Source organism: Janthinobacterium sp. GW821-FHT03C08 (assembly GCF_059420905.1).
In genome coordinates this window covers 71,563-88,839 of sequence record NZ_JBWKUP010000008.1, presented here as the reverse complement: position 1 = coordinate 88,839, position 17,277 = coordinate 71,563, and the positions used below count along the sequence as shown (strand labels likewise).

General features: G+C 63.7%; 16 protein-coding genes. 7 read left to right on the top strand and 9 right to left on the bottom strand.

What is annotated here, in order from left to right; all coding sequences use genetic code 11:
- Positions 1-63: 63 nt before the first annotated feature.
- From AC07VL_RS12875 to AC07VL_RS12860, 4 genes are read right to left on the bottom strand one after another with little or no spacing between them, the layout of a single operon-like run.
- Positions 64-1,590 (bottom strand): chemotaxis protein CheW, encoded by a 1,527-nt coding sequence (locus tag AC07VL_RS12875; RefSeq protein ID WP_494806206.1) that lies wholly within the window; start codon positions 1,588-1,590, stop codon positions 64-66.
- Positions 1,577-2,125, bottom strand: coding sequence for a chemotaxis protein CheD (locus AC07VL_RS12870; RefSeq protein ID WP_494806205.1), 549 nt, complete (start codon positions 2,123-2,125; stop codon positions 1,577-1,579). Before AC07VL_RS12870 ends, AC07VL_RS12875 begins: the two co-directional genes overlap by 14 nt.
- A complete protein-coding gene (locus AC07VL_RS12865; RefSeq protein WP_494806204.1) occupies positions 2,122-2,946 on the bottom strand; it encodes a CheR family methyltransferase in 825 nt (274 codons plus the stop codon). The genes AC07VL_RS12870 and AC07VL_RS12865 overlap by 4 nt, the downstream gene beginning before the upstream one ends.
- Positions 2,947-2,949: 3 nt before the next feature.
- The gene (locus tag AC07VL_RS12860) at positions 2,950-5,013 is read right to left on the bottom strand and encodes a methyl-accepting chemotaxis protein (protein WP_494806203.1); all 2,064 of its coding nucleotides are present in this window, start codon (positions 5,011-5,013) and stop codon (positions 2,950-2,952) included.
- A 566-nt stretch (positions 5,014-5,579) separates the two neighbouring features.
- Here AC07VL_RS12860 and AC07VL_RS12855 point away from each other — a divergent pair.
- Positions 5,580-7,667 (top strand): 3-hydroxyacyl-CoA dehydrogenase NAD-binding domain-containing protein, encoded by a 2,088-nt coding sequence (locus tag AC07VL_RS12855; protein WP_494806202.1) that lies wholly within the window; start codon positions 5,580-5,582, stop codon positions 7,665-7,667.
- A gap of 44 nt (positions 7,668-7,711) precedes the next feature.
- Here AC07VL_RS12855 and AC07VL_RS12850 read toward each other — a convergent pair whose 3' ends face one another.
- The 3 genes from AC07VL_RS12850 to AC07VL_RS12840 form a co-directional block, all read right to left on the bottom strand.
- Positions 7,712-8,548 (bottom strand): alpha/beta fold hydrolase, encoded by an 837-nt coding sequence (locus tag AC07VL_RS12850; protein WP_494806201.1) that lies wholly within the window; start codon positions 8,546-8,548, stop codon positions 7,712-7,714.
- Positions 8,549-8,655: 107 nt separating this feature from the next.
- The gene (locus AC07VL_RS12845; RefSeq protein WP_494806200.1) at positions 8,656-9,054 is read right to left on the bottom strand and encodes a VOC family protein; all 399 of its coding nucleotides are present in this window, start codon (positions 9,052-9,054) and stop codon (positions 8,656-8,658) included.
- 149 nt (positions 9,055-9,203) lie between these two features.
- Positions 9,204-9,488 carry a DUF2798 domain-containing protein gene (locus AC07VL_RS12840; RefSeq protein ID WP_494806199.1) on the bottom strand — a complete coding sequence of 95 codons (285 nt, stop codon included), beginning with the start codon at positions 9,486-9,488 and terminating at the stop codon, positions 9,204-9,206.
- Positions 9,489-9,600: 112 nt separating this feature from the next.
- On the opposite strand from AC07VL_RS12840, the gene AC07VL_RS12835 reads away from it, so the two are divergent.
- Together AC07VL_RS12835 and AC07VL_RS12830 are read left to right on the top strand one after the other, a co-directional pair.
- Positions 9,601-10,551, top strand: a complete 951-nt coding sequence (locus AC07VL_RS12835; RefSeq protein WP_494806198.1) for a LysR family transcriptional regulator — start codon at positions 9,601-9,603, stop codon at positions 10,549-10,551.
- Positions 10,552-10,665: 114 nt separating this feature from the next.
- Positions 10,666-10,869, top strand: coding sequence for a hypothetical protein (locus AC07VL_RS12830; protein ID WP_290606784.1), 204 nt, complete (start codon positions 10,666-10,668; stop codon positions 10,867-10,869).
- A 99-nt stretch (positions 10,870-10,968) separates the two neighbouring features.
- Here the strand turns inward: AC07VL_RS12830 and AC07VL_RS12825 are convergent, their stop codons facing one another.
- Complete coding sequence (locus AC07VL_RS12825) at positions 10,969-12,669, bottom strand: MFS transporter (RefSeq protein WP_494806197.1); 1,701 nt, start codon at positions 12,667-12,669, stop codon at positions 10,969-10,971.
- A 252-nt stretch (positions 12,670-12,921) separates the two neighbouring features.
- Here AC07VL_RS12825 and AC07VL_RS12820 point away from each other — a divergent pair, with 252 nt between their 5' ends.
- The 4 genes from AC07VL_RS12820 (at position 12,922) to AC07VL_RS12805 (ending at position 16,194) form a co-directional block, all read left to right on the top strand.
- Positions 12,922-14,100: an acetyl-CoA C-acyltransferase gene (locus AC07VL_RS12820; protein ID WP_494806196.1), complete on the top strand. Its 1,179-nt coding sequence runs from the start codon at positions 12,922-12,924 to the stop codon at positions 14,098-14,100.
- 127 nt (positions 14,101-14,227) lie between these two features.
- Positions 14,228-14,530: a Dabb family protein gene (locus AC07VL_RS12815; protein WP_494806195.1), complete on the top strand. Its 303-nt coding sequence runs from the start codon at positions 14,228-14,230 to the stop codon at positions 14,528-14,530.
- A gap of 179 nt (positions 14,531-14,709) precedes the next feature.
- Positions 14,710-15,705, top strand: coding sequence for an NADP-dependent oxidoreductase (locus AC07VL_RS12810; RefSeq protein WP_494806194.1), 996 nt, complete (start codon positions 14,710-14,712; stop codon positions 15,703-15,705).
- Between the two features lie 60 nt (positions 15,706-15,765).
- Positions 15,766-16,194 carry a GNAT family N-acetyltransferase gene (locus tag AC07VL_RS12805; RefSeq protein ID WP_494806193.1) on the top strand — a complete coding sequence of 143 codons (429 nt, stop codon included), beginning with the start codon at positions 15,766-15,768 and terminating at the stop codon, positions 16,192-16,194.
- A 60-nt stretch (positions 16,195-16,254) separates the two neighbouring features.
- On the opposite strand, the gene AC07VL_RS12800 is transcribed toward AC07VL_RS12805, so the two are convergent.
- Entirely contained in the window at positions 16,255-17,262 is a 1,008-nt protein-coding gene (locus tag AC07VL_RS12800; protein ID WP_494806192.1) for an ABC transporter permease subunit, read from the bottom strand.
- Positions 17,263-17,277 lie beyond the last annotated feature (15 nt).

The following is a 17,277-nucleotide window of genomic DNA, read 5'->3' as shown; positions in this document are numbered from 1 at the left end:
GGAGCGTCAGCTAACCCGACCCCGGCATGTTTATGCCCTTGGGTTTGCCATAAGAAATAAATGCTAGGCCGCCCGCGGCAGCGCCGACCCCAGCTTTTCCAGCAGATGATCGCACTGGAAGACGGACAGGGTCTGGCGCTTGTCGTCCGTGCCGATGTCGATCATTTCATCCATTTCGCCGCGCAGGTCGTCGTGTTCGCCCGTGCGGATGAGTTGCGGCGCCGCAAAGCGCTGGCTGTCGGAAATGGTCATGATGTTGTCGACATGGTCGACGAGAAAGCCATAGCGCTCGTCGCCCCGTTCCACGATCAAGATCTTGCCCGCGCTGCTGTCCGCCAGCGGCGCCATGGCGTACAGCTGGCGCAAATCGATGATGCTGATCATCTGCTGGCGCAGGTTGAGCATGCCGCGCATGCAGGCCGGCATGCCGGGCGGCGTCGTGATGGCGCCGCCGAAATCGATGATTTCGCGCACCTGGCCGATTTCCACAGCGAACTGGGTTTCCACCGTGAACGTGATGTAGACGCGGCGCTGCGCCTTGCGCGTGGCGGCCGTGGCCGTGTCCGTCTCGGCCGGGTAGAGGCGCGCGTGGCCGTCGCGCATCTCGACGATTTCCGCCTGCGACAGGATGCCCTTGTGATCGAGGAAAATGATGTCGCCCAGGCCCTCTTTCGTGATGCAGCCGGCAAACATGGCGGCGCGCGCCTTGCTCAGCAGGGGAATCGGCAGCACTTCGTCGCCAAAGAAATGCACGATGCTGTCGACGGAATCGACGAGAAAGCCGATCGTCGTCTCTTCCAGGCGCACGACGATGATGCGCTGCTCCGGCGTGGGGGCCTTGCCGGGCTCCGCCGCCTGCAGCAAGGCGCCGAAATCGACGACGGCCACCTGGCTGCCGCGGAAATGCATGCGTCCCAGGCACAGTTCGCTGTTCAGGATGGAACTGTGCAGCTCCGGCACCTTGATGATTTCCTGGATGGCCAGCATCTCGAAGGCAAACGTGGCGCCGGCCGCATGGAAGCTGACGCACTGGCGCCGCTCGCTTTGCGCGTGGTAGCGGGCCGTGCTGTGCTTGGCGCCGCTGGCCTGCAGGGCCAGCACGTGGGGCACGTTCTCGATGCGCAGCAGGGCGTGCGGGTCGAGGATCTGCAGCAGGCGCGCGCCGCCATCGCGCAGGATCGTGCCGGCGATGACGGCGTGGGCGTCGCCGGCCGCATATTGCAGGGCGCTGCGCGCGCTGGCGGGCACGCGCAGGATTTCGCCCGTGTCCTGGAAGACGATGCCGACCAGCACGTGCTGGAAATCGAGGATGGCGATCTTGTCCGTGTCCACGGCGCGGGGAGCGTCGGCGCGGAACAGCCGGCCCAGGTTGACGACGGGAATGACGCTGCCGCGCAAGGTGAACATGCCTTCCAGGTAGGCCGGCGACAGGGGCAGGGCCGTCACTTTCGCGGGATAATTGACCACCTCGCGGATGCAGCTGGCGGGCAGGGCGAATTCATCGCCGCCCAGCAGGAAGGAGCCGAACAGTTCCGTGGCCCCGTCGCCCGCTTCCCGGGTGCGCAAGCCGTCCGCTTCATGCATGTCCATAGGCGCCTTCCTTGCGTGGGATCAATACGGGGGGCGCCGCCACCACGTCCGTGACGGCGTAGCTGTGGCGGGCGCAATCGATCAGCAACTGGCGCCCGTGGCGCCCGCCCAGCGCGCAGAAACTCACGGCCAGGCCGCACCGTTCCAGGTATTTTTGCGCCGCCTCCACGTTTTGCCGGCCCACCTGCAAGCGGCCGCGGCCGTTATCCGGGCCGAACATGCTGGCGCCGCCGGCCAGCACCACTTCGATATCGGCGTAATCGGCCTGGCGCACGCCCATCAGGCGCAGCAGCGAAGGCACGGCCTGGCTCACATAGCGCGCGTTCGGCGCGCCCAGGGCGCTGTCGGCGCCGGGCGCTTCCGGCAGCAGGCAGTGGGCCAGGCCGCAGCAATGGCCCTTTTTCCACAGGAAGCCGATGCCGATGCAGGAGCCCAGCAGGGCCTGCAGCTGTTCGCCGTGGCTGCCCACGCTGAGCTGGCCCATGCCGACCAGGTGCAGGGGCGGCGTCTCTGCCGGAGTGTGCGTGTGGATCATGCCAGTCCCGCCTTATAAATCATGGGAAACTCGAATTGATAGCCGGTGCCCAGGCGGGCGATGGTTTCCGATTCGCCCAGGATCAGCCGGCCCTCGTCCTTCAGGCTCAGGCGTGCCTGGCGCAGCACGGTCTCCTGGTGCTCCGCATCGAAGTAAATCAGCACATTGCGCAGGAACACGAGGTCGAACTGCTGGGCCGGGCGCAGCGCCTCGAGCAGGTTGTGCTGGGCAAAGCTGACGTGCTGGCGCAATGCATCATTGACCTTCACGCCATACGGCGAAGGCGTGAAATAGGTGCGCAGCAAGTCCGGGTGCGACAGGCGGATGCGCTCGACGGAACGGCCGCTGTACTGGCCGGCCCGCGCGGCGCCCAGGATTTGCTGCGAGATGTCGCTGGCCAGGATCTGGTAGCGGAAGGCGGGCGCCTGCAGCTTGAACTGCTCGCACAGCATGGCGATCGAATACAGTTCCTCGCCGCTGGCGGCCGCCGCCGACCACACCTTCAGGCAGCCGCCCGGATGGGCGCGGGCCCAGGCGGGCAGGTAGCGGTCGCGAAAGTAATCCCAGACCTGCGGCGTGCGGAAGAACAGGGTGTCGTTGGTGGTCACGAGGTCGATGAAATGCGCCACCTCGTCGCGGTCGCTGGCCACCCGGTCCAGGTAAGCCTGGTAGCTGTGCAGGGACAGCGCCTGCAGCCGGGGCTGCAGACGCCGTTCCAGCAGCACGCTCTTGCGCGGCGTCATGGCGATGCCCGTATGCTGGCGAACCAGCGCGATCAGGGTCGTCAGCACCTCGGGCGTCAAGGTCGCCGCGTGGCTCATGGCCTACACCACGAAGCCGGAGACGGTCTGGTTCAGGCTGCCCGCGCGCTCGTTCAGGCTATCCGTGGAGCGGGCGATGCTGTCGCAGTTGGCGGCCGATTTTTCCGTTTCCTCGGCGATGTACTGGATCGCCGTGGACACTTCGCGCGCCGTCAGCAGCTGTTCGTTGGCCGCCTTCGAGATATCCGAGATGGCCAAGGTGGTCTTCGCCACGCCCGAGACTATCTTGTCGAAGGCGTCGCTGGCCTGGCGCGAAATCTCGCTGCCCGTGGAGACGCGCTTGACGGATTCGTTGATCAGCTTGGAAATCTCTTTTGTTGCCTGCGAGGAACGTTCTGCCAGCTTGCGCACCTCGTCGGCGACGACGGAAAAGCCCAGGCCGTGCTCGCCCGCGCGGGCCGCCTCGATGGCCGCGTTGAAGGCCAGCATATTGGTCTGGTTGGCGATCTCGCTGATGACCTTGACGATTTCGCCGATGTCTTCCGACGAGCGGTTGATCAGGTCCATCGCCTCGATGGACTTGGCGACGGCGCGCGCGCCCGCTTCCGCCTCCTGCTGCGTGGCTTTCGCCAGGGAATCGGCATTCGAGGTGTTTTCCGCGATGGAATTGATGGAAAAGGTCAGGCCGTCGATGGACGCGTTCATTTCCTCGACCGTGGCGCCCAGCGCCTGCGTGCCCACGGCCACGCCCGTGGCACGCTCGGCGATCGTGTGCGAGGCGTCGGCAAAGCCGTTCGCCGCCGCCACCACGTCGCCGATCACGCCGCGCAAGTCGATGATCATCTTGCTGATGCCGCCGGCCAGCAGGTCGATCGGCTCGTCGCCTTCGGGCACGATATTGCACGTCAAATCGCCTTGCGCCGCGCGCGCCACCGATTCGAGCAGGGCATTGACCTTGCGGCTGTCGCTGGCCGCCTTGGCCTGGATGCTGTTTTCCAGGTTCACCTGCTCGCTGATGTCGATGGCGAACTTGACCACCTTGTAGGGTTTGCCGTTCAGGTCCATGATGGGGTTGTAGGTGGCCTGTATCCACACCACCTTGCCGTGGTTGCCCAGGCGCTTGTAGCGGCCCGCGTCGAATTCGCCCCGGTTCAGCTTTTGCCAGAACTTCTTGTACTCGGCGCTGCCCGCATACTCGGCCTCGCAAAACATGCGGTGGTGCTCGCCCTGGATATCGCTCAAGTCATAGCCCATGACGGCGAGGAAATTGTCGTTCGCGTCCAGCACATTGCCCTGCATGTCGAACTCGATCACGGCCTGCGCCTTGCCGATGGCGCTGACCTTGCCCTCGTACTCGGCATTGCGTTTCTTCATGGCCGTGACGTCGCTGGCGAACTTGACGACCTTGAAGGGCCGGCCTTCCGCGTCGAAGATGGGGTTGTAGGAGGCGTTGAGCCAGATTTCGCGGCCATCCTTCGTCACGCGCTTGTATTCGCCCGCGTCGAACTCGCCCCTGGCCAGCTTTTGCCAGAACTGCGCGTATTCCTCGCTCTTGGCGTACTCGGCCTGGCAGAACATGCGGTGGTGCTTGCCCTCGATTTCTTCCAGCGTGTAGCCGACGGACTTGAGGAAATTGTCGTTGGCGCGGATGACCGTGCCGTCGAGGCGGAACTCGATGACGGCCTGCGCCTTGCTGATGGCGTCGATCTTGCCTTCGTAATCGGCATTGCGGCGCTTGCCGGCCGTGATGTCGGTGGCGAACTTGATGACCTTGTACGGCTTGCCGTCCGCGTCGAGGATGGGATTGTAGGAAGCGTTGATCCACACTTCGCGGCCATCCTTGGCCACGCGCTTGTACTCGCCATGGTCGAACTCGCCGCGCGCCAGCTTGGCCCAGAAGTCGCGGTATTCGGCCGTCTTGACGTAGTCGGGGTCGCAGAACATGGCGTGGTGCTTGCCTTGCACCTCGGCCAGTGAATAGCCGAGTACATTCAGGAAATTGTCGTTCGCATGCAGGATGGTGCCGTCGAGCTCGAATTCGATCACGGCCTGGACACGGTTCAATGCAGTATTTATCGCTTGTAAGTCCAGATCTTGCGAAAGGCTGACATGGCTGGCTGCGTCCATAAGATTTCCTTCAGTGTGAGTCGAGGAATGGGTGGCGCTAATAAGCTAATAATGAGACACGGCTACATAATGATAATGGCATGGCGCGGCGTGATAATCGGTGAGAATCCATGTCGGCGAAAATCTGCGCGATAAATCGCGGGCCATATCCGACCACCGCTGCTGCCTATAATATTAAATCAATTGCAGAGTATTGATTTGAATCAATAATTTTATTATTCCCCAGCCCTTGGAGAAAAACAAGGGGAGGGAATAAATAAGGCAAAAATTGTCGCTATTGGCCCGCAGTGCGATAGAACATGACATTTCATACATAATAAAACGGTGTTTTTGTTGTTGTGTTTTAAATATTTAAAATGGATATGCAATTGATAGCTGCTGCCGCCTTCTGCGGCCTTCCGCCGCGCCTGATGCCGGCCGCGGCCGGCGATGTTGTACCATGGTGGCCAATGCTGGCGCGGGGCGCGCCACGACAAAAATAATACGAGCGTTCTTTTATGCGGTATAGTGAAGCTTCATCCCTTGCAACCACCTCATACATTGAGCAAAACCAATAAGGAAGAGACATGAGCGCTGAATATCACGTGCACGGTGCGGTCGCCGTCATTACCCTGAACAATCCGCCCGTCAATGGCCTGGGCCTGGCCACGCGCACGGCCGCCGTGGCCGGCATCCGCCAGGCGCTGGCGGACGAGGCCGTGAAAGCCATCGTCATCACGGGCGCCGGCAAGGCCTTCTCGGGCGGCGCCGACATCAAGGAATTCAATTCGCCCAAGGCGCTCACGGAACCGACCCTGCACACCCTGATCAACGTGGTGGAACAATCCACCAAGCCCGTGGTGGCGGCCATCCACAGCGTCTGCATGGGTGGCGGCCTGGAGCTGGCGCTGGGCTGCAACTACCGCGTGGCCGCACCGGGCGCGCAGATGGCCTTGCCTGAAGTCAAGCTCGGCATCTTGCCGGGCGCGGGCGGAACGCAGCGCCTGCCGCGGGTCCTGGGCCTGGAAATGGCCCTGAACATGATCGTCTCGGGCACGCCCGTGGCATCGGAAAAACTGGCCGGCACGGCCCTGTTCGACGAAGTGACGGCCCCTGGCGCCGACCTGCTGGCCGCCGCCGTGGCCTTTGCGACGAAAGTGGCCGACGTGCGCCCGCTGCCGAAAGTGCGCGAGCGCAAGGTCGACTACCCGAACCATGAAGCCTTTTTGCAGTTTTCGCGCAATACCGTGAAAGCCATGTCCGGCCCGTTCCCCGCGCCCCTGAAATGCGTGGACGCCGTGGCGGCCGCCGTGACGATGAAATTCGACGACGGCCTGAAGTACGAGCGCGAACTGTTCATGCAACTGGTGCAGTCGCCGGAATCGAAGGCCCTGCGCCACGCCTTCTTTGCCGAACGGGTCGCCAGCAAGGTGCCCGACGTGCCGTCCGACACGCCCGTGCGCGCCATCGCCAGCGCGGCCATCGTGGGCGCCGGCACCATGGGCGGCGGCATCGCCATGAACTTCGCCAACGCGGGCATCCCCGTGACCCTGCTTGAAACGCAGCAGGAAGCGCTGGACAAGGGCCTGGCCACCATCCGCAAGAATTATGAAAACACGGTCAAGAAGGGCAAGCTGACGCAGGAAAAGGCCGAGCAGCGCATCGCATTGGTCAGCGGCACGCTGTCGTACGAGGCCATCGCGCAGGCGGACATCGTCATCGAAGCCGTCTTCGAAGAGCTGGGCGTGAAGGAAGCCGTGTTCAGGCAGCTCGACGCCGTCATGAAGCCGGGCGCCATCCTCGCCTCGAACACGTCCACCCTGGACCTGGACAAGATCGCCGCCTTCACCCGGCGCCCGCAGGACGTGATCGGCACGCATTTCTTCAGTCCCGCCAACGTCATGAAGCTGCTGGAAATCGTGCGCGGCAAGCAGACGGGCAAGGACGTGCTGGCCACGGCCCTGGCGCTGTCGAAAAAACTGAAGAAGACGGGCGTGGTGTCCGGCGTGTGCGACGGCTTCATCGGCAACCGCATGATCGAGCAGTACAGCCGGCAAGCCGGTTTCCTGCTGGAAGAAGGCTGCCTGCCGGAGCAGGTCGACAAGGCGGTGGAGAAATTCGGTTTTGCCATGGGCCCGTTCCGCATGGGCGACCTGGCCGGCAACGACATCGGCTGGGCCATCCGCAAGCGCCGCTATGTGGAAAAACCGGAAGTCACGTACTCGAAGACGGCCGACCTGCTGTGCGAACTGGGGCGCTATGGCCAGAAGACGGGCGCCGGCTGGTATGACTACAAGGCGGGCGACCGCAAGGCCTATGCCTCCGAGCAGGTCAACGCCATGATCGTGCAGCATAGCGCCGACATCGGCGTGGCGCGCCGCAAGATCGGCGACCAGGAAATCGTCGAACGGCTCGTGTATGCGCTCGTCAACGAGGGCGCGCGCATCCTGGAAGAGGGCATCGCCCTGCGCGCCTCGGACATCGACATGGTGTACCTGACGGGCTACGGCTTCCCCCTGTTCCGCGGCGGCCCCATGTTCTATGCGGACACGGTGGGCTTGCCGAATGTGCTCGACAGCATCAAGGGCTACGCCAAGGGCCGCCACGGCGAGGCGTGGACGCCGGCGCCCCTGCTGGCAAGACTGGCGGGCGAGGGCAAGGGTTTTAATAGCTGATTCAGATGCGGAATGCAAAAAGGGCAGATTTCTCTGCCCTTTTTTTATTTCTTCTTCGCCACCATCTTGACGGCCTCGTTGACGATGACGGGGTTGTCTTTCTGGATGTAGTAGCCGGCGCCCGTGATGCGCTCGATGGCTGGCGCGCCGGACAGGCGCTGCCAATCCTTTTCCTGCGCCCGCACCACGTTCTCGAACGAGCCCGTTTCCTCGATGCCGAACTTGTCGCGCACAAGCAGCATGGCGGGCACGCGCAGGGGGCTGGCCATGTCGACATGCTGCAGGCATTGCGCCTGGGCATCGAATTCGGCCGATTCCGCACTGTTGAACATCAGCTTGCGGCGCGTCTTGACGAGCATGGCATAGGTGGATGCGTCCGTCTGCAGGCGGCTCCACTGCTGCGGGTGCGTGGGGTCGAGCAGGACCAGTCCGGCCACGTCCTGCGGGTACAGCCTGGCATACACGTACTGGTACAGCCCGCCCAAGCCTTGGCCGACCAGCACGTAGGGCGGCTTCAGGCCCGCCTGCGCCAGCAGGGCGCGCTGCTGGGCGGCGATGGTGCAGGGGTCGCGCGGCGTCGTGGTCTTCCTGCTGTCGCCATAGCCGGGACGGTCATACACGAGCACGCGGTGCTGCCTGGCCACTTCCGGCACCACCTTGGCCCACACATCCTTGCCGTCGCCCATGGCCGACTGGAAGACGACGGGCAAGCCATCCTGGCCGCTCACGGTGTAGGCGATGCTGGCGTCGGGCAGGGCGGCCGTGGCCGGGATGCCTGGCGTGACGGAGGAAGAAGGCAACAGGGAGCAGCCTGCCAGCAGCAAGCCGGCGCTGGAAAGGAGCAGGGTGCGCGCGGGGCGGCCGACGAATAGATGTTGCATGAATCTCCTTCTTGGTGCAGGGACCGGGGACCGGCATGGCGTGCCAGCCATTATAGGCAAATCATGGGAAAGTGAAAATGCTGAACAGAACGGGATTTCCCCTCCTGTCAGCCGGCGTCCGCGTGGTGGCAGACGGCTTCGATGCGGTTGCCGTCGGGATCGAACAGAAAGGCGGCGTAATAGCTGGCGTGGTAGTGGCGCAGGCCGGGGGCGCCCAGGTCGAAGCCGCCATGGGCCAGTCCCGCCTGCCAAAAGGCTTCCACGGCCGCGCGCGTCGGGGCCTTGAAGCAGCAGTGGCGGCGCGGCGCGTCGTCCGGGGCAGGCCCGAGGCGCACGGAAAAATAGCTGCGGGCGGGATGTTCCGCATCGCTGCGCTGGCCATAGCCTATCCACGCGTTGGCATGGTCGCTGCCCACCTTGGGCACGGCCAGCGCGGCAAAGATGGCGTCGTAGAAGCGTTCCGCGCGTGCCAGGTCGGCAACGGTGAGGGAAACGTGATCGAGCATGGACACTCCACTGTATGAACGGGGACGGCCATAGCATAGCCCGGATCGGGGCGGCTGTGGGCGTTCCGGCCGTGGAGTGACCGAGTGAAGCTGCGGGCGGGCGACTCGCGGTCAATGACCCGAGGCCTGGCCGGGGCTGGCCGGACCTGTCAGCGGGCGCAGGAGCAGCTTGTGGCGGCGCAGGCGGGGCAGGCGGGCGCGGGGCGCGACAGTTTCGCCACGATGCCGCGGCTGATCAGCTGCACGCGGGGCGCGAACAGCATCACGGCGCAGAAGGCCACGGGCCAGGCGGCAAAGAAGGCGTGGCGCCAGCGCGGCAGGAAGTCTGCCTGCCAGCCGATATTGAGCCAGGTGACCCAGGCGCTCATCAGCAAGGTCATGACGAGGGACATCAGGAAGGCAAACACGCAGCGCAGGCGCAGGGCGTCGGACATGGGGCGCTCTCAAATAAGTTGGAAAGATGACAGCGTAACGACTTGCGGCAATCTATACTAGAGCCATATTTTTAATTTCAAATTCCGATAATGGAATCATACGGGAGGATGCATGCTCGATGACCTGGCCCTGTTCGTCGCCATCGTGGAAGCGGGCAGCCTGCACGCGGCCGCCGTCAAGCAGGACTTGCCGGCTGCTACGGTCACGCGCCGCCTGCAAAGGCTGGAGGGCCAGCTGGGCTACCGCTTGCTCAACCGCAGCGCGCGCCGCCTGCAGCCGACGGCGGAGGGCTGGCAATACTACGAGCAGTGCCGCCCCCTCGTGCAGGCGCTGCGCCAGGCCACGCAGCAGCTGGACGCCAGCCTGGCGGCCGTGTCCGGCACCATCCGCGTGCTGGCGCCCGTCAACTTCGCCAGCGGCCTGCTGACGCCCGCCTGGACCAGCTTCATGCAGCAGTATCCCGCCATCCGCCTGGAGCTGGAACTGTCGAACCTGCTGCAAGACCTGGTGGGCAGCGGCGCCGACCTGGCCATCCGCGTGGGCGCGCTCGATGATTCCTCGCTGATGCAGCGCCGCCTGGGCAGCGCCTCGCTGGTAATGGTGGCTGCGCCCGCCTATCTGGCGCGCGCCGGCGTGCCGCGCGACCTGCAGGAACTGGAACGGCATGAGCTGATCGTGGCCGAGCCCCTGCGCAGCTGGCGCCTGCGCCGGCCCGGCGACGGCGCCGAGATGGTGATCGTGCCGCAGGCGCGCCTGCGCGTCAACGAGATGCGCCTGGCCGTGGAAATGGCGGATGCGGGCATCGGCATCCTGCTGTGTCCGCTTTTGCAGTGCCGCGACGAAGTGGCGCGTGGTTCGCTGGTACGCGTGCTGCCCGACTGGATGCCGCAGCCGCGCCACGTGTACGCCGTGTGGACGCAGCGGCGCTACCTGCCGGCCCGCGTGCGCGTGCTGCTCGAGCACCTGGCGGCATTCGCCGCCGGCAATCCCTTGCTGAACGAGGAATTGGGGCAGCAGGGCACGCTGGCGCCGCACGCTGCTTCCATCCTTTCCAGTAAGTAATAACCGAGCGCTTGTACTTTGCGCCGGGATCGCGTTAAGATAAAGCCGCCCGCTTATCAAGCTGGCAATCTGGTGTTTTTTCGCGCAATCCCGTCCCTATCCATGAGAGTAGCAATGAAATATCTGATCGTTCCCTTTTTGTTGGCCATTACCGGCTGTGAAGTGCTATATGACGCGAACCGGGACAAGATCGGTGAATACTGCAACAGCCTCAATAATTTCGACGATCGCAATGCCTGCCGCAAGCGCAACCAGACCAGCTACCAGGAATACGTGCAGCAGCGCGACAAGCTGAAAAAAGGCGCCAGCGACAAATAAGGCGGCGCCGCATGGGCCGCATGAAAGACAAACGCCGCTGACAGGTCAGCGGCGTTTTGTTTTGCGGACCCCGGCGCGGCGGCCGGGGATGGCGCCGGATCAATCGTCGGCGTAGATATTGTTATCCTTCGTTTCCTTCACGAACAGTGTGCCGATGATCACCGTGGCCAGGGCCACGACGATCGGATACCACAGGCCGTAATAGATGTCGCCCTTGAAGGCCACCAGCGCGAAGGCCGTGGTCGGCAGCAGGCCGCCGAACCAGCCGTTGCCGATATGGTAGGGCAGGGACATTGACGTGTAGCGTATGCGCGTCGGGAACATTTCCACCAGCATGGCGGCGATCGGGCCGTACACCATGGTCACGTACAGCACCAGGATGAACAGCAGCAGCACGACCATCGGCTTGTTGATCTGCTCGGGATCGGCCTTCGCAGGGTAGCCCGCTTCCTTGATGCCGGCACCCAGTTCCTTCTTCAGTGTCGCTTCGTGGGCCTTGCTGTCGGCGTCGAAGTTCAGGCCGTCCGGCGTCATGACGGCGTTAAACGAGCTAAATTCCTTCGCGCCGATGCGCACCTTGGCGATTGAGCCGGCCGGCGCGTCTTCCTTCGTGTAGTTGACGGAGCTGTTCGACAGGAAGCCGGTGGCGATGTCGCACGACGATGGGAACTTCTTGGTACCCGTCATGTTGAACTGGAAGTGGCAGGATGCCGGATCGGCCACCACCACCACAGGCGAGTTCTTCAGTGCCGCTTCCAGCTGCGGATTGGCAAAGTGGGTCAGGCCGTTAAAGATGGGGAAGTAGGTGGCCGCGGCGATCAGGCAGCCGCCGAGGATGATGTACTTGCGGCCGATGCGGTCGGACAGGCTGCCGAAGAACAGGAAGAACGGCGTGGCCAGCAGCAGGGCGATGGCGACCAGGATGGTGGCCGTGGCCAGGTCCACTTTCAGGGTCTGGGTCATGAAGAACAGGGCGTAGAACTGGCCCGTGTACCAGACGACGGCCTGGCCGGCCGTCAGGCCGACCAGGGCCAGGATGACGATCTTCAGGTTCTTCCACTTGCCGAACGCTTCCGTCAGCGGCGCTTTCGAGGTCTTGCCCTCGGCCTTCATCTTGGCAAACGCCGGCGATTCGTTCATGGCCAGGCGGATCCAGACGGAGATGGCCAGCAGCAGGACGGAGACGAGGAAGGGCACGCGCCAGCCCCAGGCTTCGAATTCCTTCTCGCCCGTGGCCAGGCGGGTGCCCAGGATGACGATCAGCGACAGGAAAAAGCCCAAGGTTGCCGTTGTCTGTATCCACGCCGTGAATGCGCCGCGCTTGCCTTCAGGGGCGTGCTCGGCCACGTAGGTGGCTGCGCCGCCGTATTCGCCGCCCAGCGCCAGGCCTTGCAGGATGCGCAGGATGACGAGGATGATCGGCGCGGCGATGCCGATGGAGGCATGGCCCGGCAGCAAGCCGACGATGAAGGTGGAGCCGCCCATGATCAGGATGGTGATCAGGAAGGTGTACTTGCGCCCGATCATGTCGCCCAGGCGGCCGAAGACCAGCGCGCCGAAGGGACGCACGATGAAGCCGGCGGCAAAGGCCAGCAGGGCGAAAATGAAGGTGGTGGTAGGATCGCCGATGAAGAACTGCTTGGCGATGATGGAGGCGAGCGAACCGTACAGGTAAAAATCGTACCATTCGAACACGGTACCCAAGGATGACGCAAAGATGACCTTGCGTTCCTCGGGCGTGATCGGCGTTCCCTTGGTGGATACTTTCCGTACGTCGGCCGGGCCGGATGATGATGCCATGGTTTGTCTCCCTATGTTTTATAGTGAACTGGTGCCGAGGTCTTTTTTGACCATTCTTGCAACAGCTGGAGCCGAGTGTGTTCTCGAAACCTTACGTCATGCTTGCTTGAAACTTACACGAAGCTTACAGTACGCCGCCTTCGTACCGGCCGCGCGGCAGCGGCATGCAACTTTACGAACGACCGTACTTAAATGTGCTATTCTCGTTCCGCAGAGACCCCACCATATAATATGCACACAAGGAGACACAGCATGAATGAAGCCGTCATCGTATCGACCGCCCGCACGGGCCTGGCCAAGTCCTGGAAGGGCGCGTTCAACATGACGCATGGCGCCACCCTGGGCGGCCACGTGCTGGCGGCCGCCGTCGAGCGCGCGCGCATCGAAGCGGGCGAAGTGGAAGACGTGCTGGTCGGCTGCGCCTTTCCCGAAGGCGCCACGGGCGGCAATATCGCGCGCCAGGTGGCGCTGCGCGGTGGCTGCCCCGTCACCACGGCCGGCATGACCGTCAACCGCTTCTGCTCGTCGGGCTTGCAGGCCATCGCCCTGGCGGCGCAGCGCATCATCGCCGGCGAAGGCGATATCTATGCGGCAGGTGGCGTGGAGTCGATTTCCTGCGTGCAAAATGAAATGAATACGCATATGTACCGGGAAGTCTGGCTGCAGCAGCACAAGCCGGAAGTGTACTGGCCCATGCTGCAGACGGCCGAAACGGTGGCAAAACGCTACCGGATTTCGCGCGAGCGCCAGGATATATATGGCGCGCAAAGCCAGCAGCGGGCCGCCGCGGCCCAGGCGGCCGGCCTGTTCGACGCGGAAATCGTGCCGATGACCACCATCATGGGCGTGGCCGACAAGGCCAGCGGCATGCTGGTGTCGCGCGAAGTGACGATTGCCAGCGACGAAGGCATCCGTGCGGACACCACCTACGACGGCGTGGCGAAGATCCGCCCGGCCATCCCCGGCGGCGTCATCAGCGCCGGCAATGCCAGCCAGTTTTCCGACGGCGCCTCCATGGCCATCGTCATGAATGCGAAAGTGGCCGAAGCGAAAGGCTTGCAGCCGCTGGGCATCTTCCGCGGCTTTGCCGTGGCCGGCTGTGAGCCCGATGAAATGGGCATCGGCCCCATTTACGCGATTCCGAAACTGCTGAAAAAAGCGGGCCTGACGGTGGCCGACATCGGCCTGTGGGAACTCAACGAAGCATTCGCCGTGCAAGTGCTGTACTGCGCCGATACCCTGGGCATCCCCATGGACCGCCTGAACGTCAACGGCGGCGCCATCGCCGTCGGCCACCCCTATGGCGTATCGGGCGCCCGCCTGACGGGCCACGCCCTGATCGAAGGCAAGCGCCGCGGCGTCAAATACGTGGTGGTGACCATGTGCATCGGCGGCGGCCAGGGCGCGGCCGGCCTGTTCGAGGTGCTGTAATGTTTGCGTGAACCCAGTCTGCGGGCGGCTTCCAGGGCCGCCCGTTTTCCTTGTACGGCCACTTCCTGCAGAGTGCGCCGATAGCGGGTACAGTCATGCTTCACTAATAAACAAGCAGCCTGCCACCATGATCAAGCACATCGTTTTCTGGAAACTCAAGGACCACGCCGAAGGCGCCGACCGCGCCACCAATGCATTGAAGCTGAAGGCCTTGCTCGATGCCTGTGCCGACCTCGTGCCCGGCATATTGAAATTCGAAGCGGCCGTGGCCCAGCCGGGCCTGGAAGCCACCTACGACATCGTGCTGTACAGCGAGTTCGCCAGCCGCCAGGCGCTCGACGCCTACCAGAACCATCCCGAGCACGTGAAAATCAAGCCGTTTTTTGGGGCCGTGCGGGAAGCGCGGCAATGCATGGATTACGAAGTGTAGTGACACCGAACCAAACCTACTGCGCGTCGGTATAGGTGGCCTGCGATGCTCACCGCCTCGGCGGCCCTGTACTACGGTACGGTTGCGCTTCTCGGCCACCTCTTCCTTCCGCTCGCTACGGTTTTGTTCGGTGTCGTGAATATCAATGTTAGCTATTAACTTTATTGACAGGAGCCTTCATGACCACCTACCAACGCATCGTCCTCGCCTCGCGCCCGGCAGCCGAAGTGCAGCCGGATAACTTCCGCCTGGAAACCAAAGACATTCCCGCCATCACGGAAGGGCAATTGCTGGTGCGCAACCAGTACCTGTCGCTCGACCCCTACATGCGCGGGCGCATGAGCACGAATAAAAGCTATGCGGCGCCGCAGGCGCTCGATGAAACCATGATCGGCGGCACGGTGGGCGTGGTGCTCGAATCGAAGCATCCGAAGTTCGCCGTGGGCGATACCGTCGTGGGGACACTGGGCTGGACGGAAGTGGCCGTGTCCGACGGCACCATGCTGCGCAAGGTCGACACGACGCACATCCCCGCGTCCGCCTACCTGGGCGCCGTGGGCATGCCGGGCATGACGGCCTGGTATGGCTTGAACCAGATCATGGCGCCGAAAGCGGGCGAGACGGTGGTCGTGTCGGCCGCCAGCGGCGCCGTCGGCAGCGTCGTGGGGCAGCTGGCGAAATTGAAAGGCTGCCGCGTCGTCGGCATCGCCGGTGGCGAGGAGAAATGCCGCTATGTCGTCGAGGAACTGGGCTTTGACGCCTGCGTCGACTACAAGGCGGACAATCTGGTGGCCGACCTTGCGGCTGCCACGCCGGACGGCATCGACGCCATCTTTGAAAACGTGGGCGGCGTCGTGTTCGATGCGGCCCTGGCGCGCACCAACGCGTTCGGCCGCGTGGCCCTGTGCGGCTGGATTGCCGGCTACAACGGCGAGCCGACGCCGATCGACAATGCCCGCTTCATCCTCACCAACCGCCTGACCGTGCGCGGTTTCATCGTCTCGGAGCAGCCGGAATTCTGGCCGCAGGGCCTGACGGAACTGGGCACGCTGGTGGCGACGGGCAAGCTGAAGTTCCGCGAATCCGTGGCCGAGGGCCTGGCCAGCGCGCCCGAGGCCTTCATCGGACTCTTAAAAGGACGCAATTTCGGCAAGCAGCTCGTCAAGCTCAGCTGATCCCCCTCTCGAAAGGCAGGCCGTGCGACAATTGCGGCCTGTCTCTTTCTACATTACACCATGACCAAGCACACCATCCGCCTCGGCGACTGGGCCACCCTGGGCCCCCATGCCACCGCCATCCGCTTTGAAGTTTTCGTCGATGAACAGAAAGTGCCGGCCGAGATCGAACTCGACGACATGGACGACGTCTGCCTGCATGCCGTCGCCTATGACGACGCGGGCAATCCCATCGGCACGGGCCGGTTATTGCCGGACGGACACATCGGCCGCATGGCCGTACGCCAGCCGGGACGCGGCACGGGCGTGGGCGGCGCCATTTTGACCTTGCTGATGGACAAGGCGCGCGAACGCGGTGATGCGGCGGTGGTGCTGAACGCGCAAACCGTGGCCGCGCCATTCTATGCGCGCCACGGTTTCGTGCAGCAGGGGGAGGTGTTTGAAGAGGCGGGGATAGCGCATGTGGAGATGCGCCTGCAGTTTGCCTGATTGATCAGCGCAGGGTACGCCGCACGGCGTCCGGGGAGCTGGACGCCGTATGCAATGCCATTAGTTCTGCGCGTGGCTCTGGCGCCATTTGTCGAGGATGACAGCCAGCACGATCACGACACCTTTCGCCACATACTGCCAGAACGACGACAGTCCCAAAATCGTCAAGCCATTGTTCATCACGCCGATGATCAGGGCGCCGATGACGGTGCCCCAGACGGAACCCACGCCGCCCATCAGGCTCGTGCCACCGAGCACGACGGCGGCGATGGCGTCCAGTTCATAGCCCGTGCCCCAGTTGCCGTTGGCCGCATACAGACGGCTGGCCGACATGGCGCCGCCCAAGCCCGCGAACAGGCCGCTGATCGTGTAGACAAACATCAGCACGAGACCGACCTTGATGCCCGTCAAACGGGCCGCCTGGATATTGCCGCCGACGGCGTAGATATGCAGGCCCAGGGTGGTCTTGCGCAAGATGAACCAGGTCAGCAGCACGACGGCCGCGGCCAGCCAGATCAGCCAGGGCACGGCCAGGAAGCTGCCGTTGCCCATCCATTCGAAGCTGGGGATTTCCGTGTTCAGCACGCTGGTGCCGTCGGCCAGCAGGTAGGCGGCGCCGCGCAGGGCCGTCATGGTGCCCAGGGTCACGACGAAGGGGTTCAGGCCGACGAGGGCCACCAGCACGCCATTGAGCGCGCCCAGCAGCAGGCCGACGATGAGGAAGGTGGGAATCGAGAAGCCGGCGAACTGGGCCGACAAGGACATCAGCATGCCCGCGACGGCCGAGACGGCCAGCACGGAGCCGACGGACAAATCGATGCCGCTGGTCAAAATGACGAAGGTCATGCCCGACGCCAGCACGATGTTGATCGACACCTGGCGGAAGATGTTCATGGTGTTGTTGCTGGTCATGAACGTGGACGTGCCATCGGCCGAGAAATACACGGTCAGGCCATACATGGCCAGGTACAGCACGACCAGCACGGGCAGCATGCCCAGGCGGCGCATCAGGTTCGATGCATTGAAGGGTACGCCGGCGCGCGCGGCGCCGCGGGTGGTAGTTGTCATGTTGAATCTCCTGAA

Excerpts from the sequence above, each read along its gene's own strand:
- AC07VL_RS12850 (WP_494806201.1), bottom strand. The coding sequence starts at position 8,548 with ATGCAACATCTATTCGTCGGCCGCCCCGCGCGCACCCTGCTCCTTTCC.
- AC07VL_RS12835 (WP_494806198.1), top strand. The coding sequence starts at position 9,601 with ATGCTCGATGACCTGGCCCTGTTCGTCGCCATCGTGGAAGCGGGCAGC.
- AC07VL_RS12825 (WP_494806197.1), bottom strand. The coding sequence starts at position 12,669 with ATGGCATCATCATCCGGCCCGGCCGACGTACGGAAAGTATCCACCAAG.
- AC07VL_RS12875 (WP_494806206.1), bottom strand. The coding sequence starts at position 1,590 with ATGGACATGCATGAAGCGGACGGCTTGCGCACCCGGGAAGCGGGCGAC.
- AC07VL_RS12860 (WP_494806203.1), bottom strand. The coding sequence starts at position 5,013 with ATGGACGCAGCCAGCCATGTCAGCCTTTCGCAAGATCTGGACTTACAA.
- AC07VL_RS12830 (WP_290606784.1), top strand. The coding sequence starts at position 10,666 with ATGAAATATCTGATCGTTCCCTTTTTGTTGGCCATTACCGGCTGTGAA.
- AC07VL_RS12870 (WP_494806205.1), bottom strand. The coding sequence starts at position 2,125 with ATGATCCACACGCACACTCCGGCAGAGACGCCGCCCCTGCACCTGGTC.
- AC07VL_RS12800 (WP_494806192.1), bottom strand. The coding sequence starts at position 17,262 with ATGACAACTACCACCCGCGGCGCCGCGCGCGCCGGCGTACCCTTCAAT.
- AC07VL_RS12820 (WP_494806196.1), top strand. The coding sequence starts at position 12,922 with ATGAATGAAGCCGTCATCGTATCGACCGCCCGCACGGGCCTGGCCAAG.
- AC07VL_RS12805 (WP_494806193.1), top strand. The coding sequence starts at position 15,766 with ATGACCAAGCACACCATCCGCCTCGGCGACTGGGCCACCCTGGGCCCC.
- AC07VL_RS12865 (WP_494806204.1), bottom strand. The coding sequence starts at position 2,946 with ATGAGCCACGCGGCGACCTTGACGCCCGAGGTGCTGACGACCCTGATC.
- AC07VL_RS12845 (WP_494806200.1), bottom strand. The coding sequence starts at position 9,054 with ATGCTCGATCACGTTTCCCTCACCGTTGCCGACCTGGCACGCGCGGAA.
- AC07VL_RS12815 (WP_494806195.1), top strand. The coding sequence starts at position 14,228 with ATGATCAAGCACATCGTTTTCTGGAAACTCAAGGACCACGCCGAAGGC.
- AC07VL_RS12840 (WP_494806199.1), bottom strand. The coding sequence starts at position 9,488 with ATGTCCGACGCCCTGCGCCTGCGCTGCGTGTTTGCCTTCCTGATGTCC.
- AC07VL_RS12855 (WP_494806202.1), top strand. The coding sequence starts at position 5,580 with ATGAGCGCTGAATATCACGTGCACGGTGCGGTCGCCGTCATTACCCTG.
- AC07VL_RS12810 (WP_494806194.1), top strand. The coding sequence starts at position 14,710 with ATGACCACCTACCAACGCATCGTCCTCGCCTCGCGCCCGGCAGCCGAA.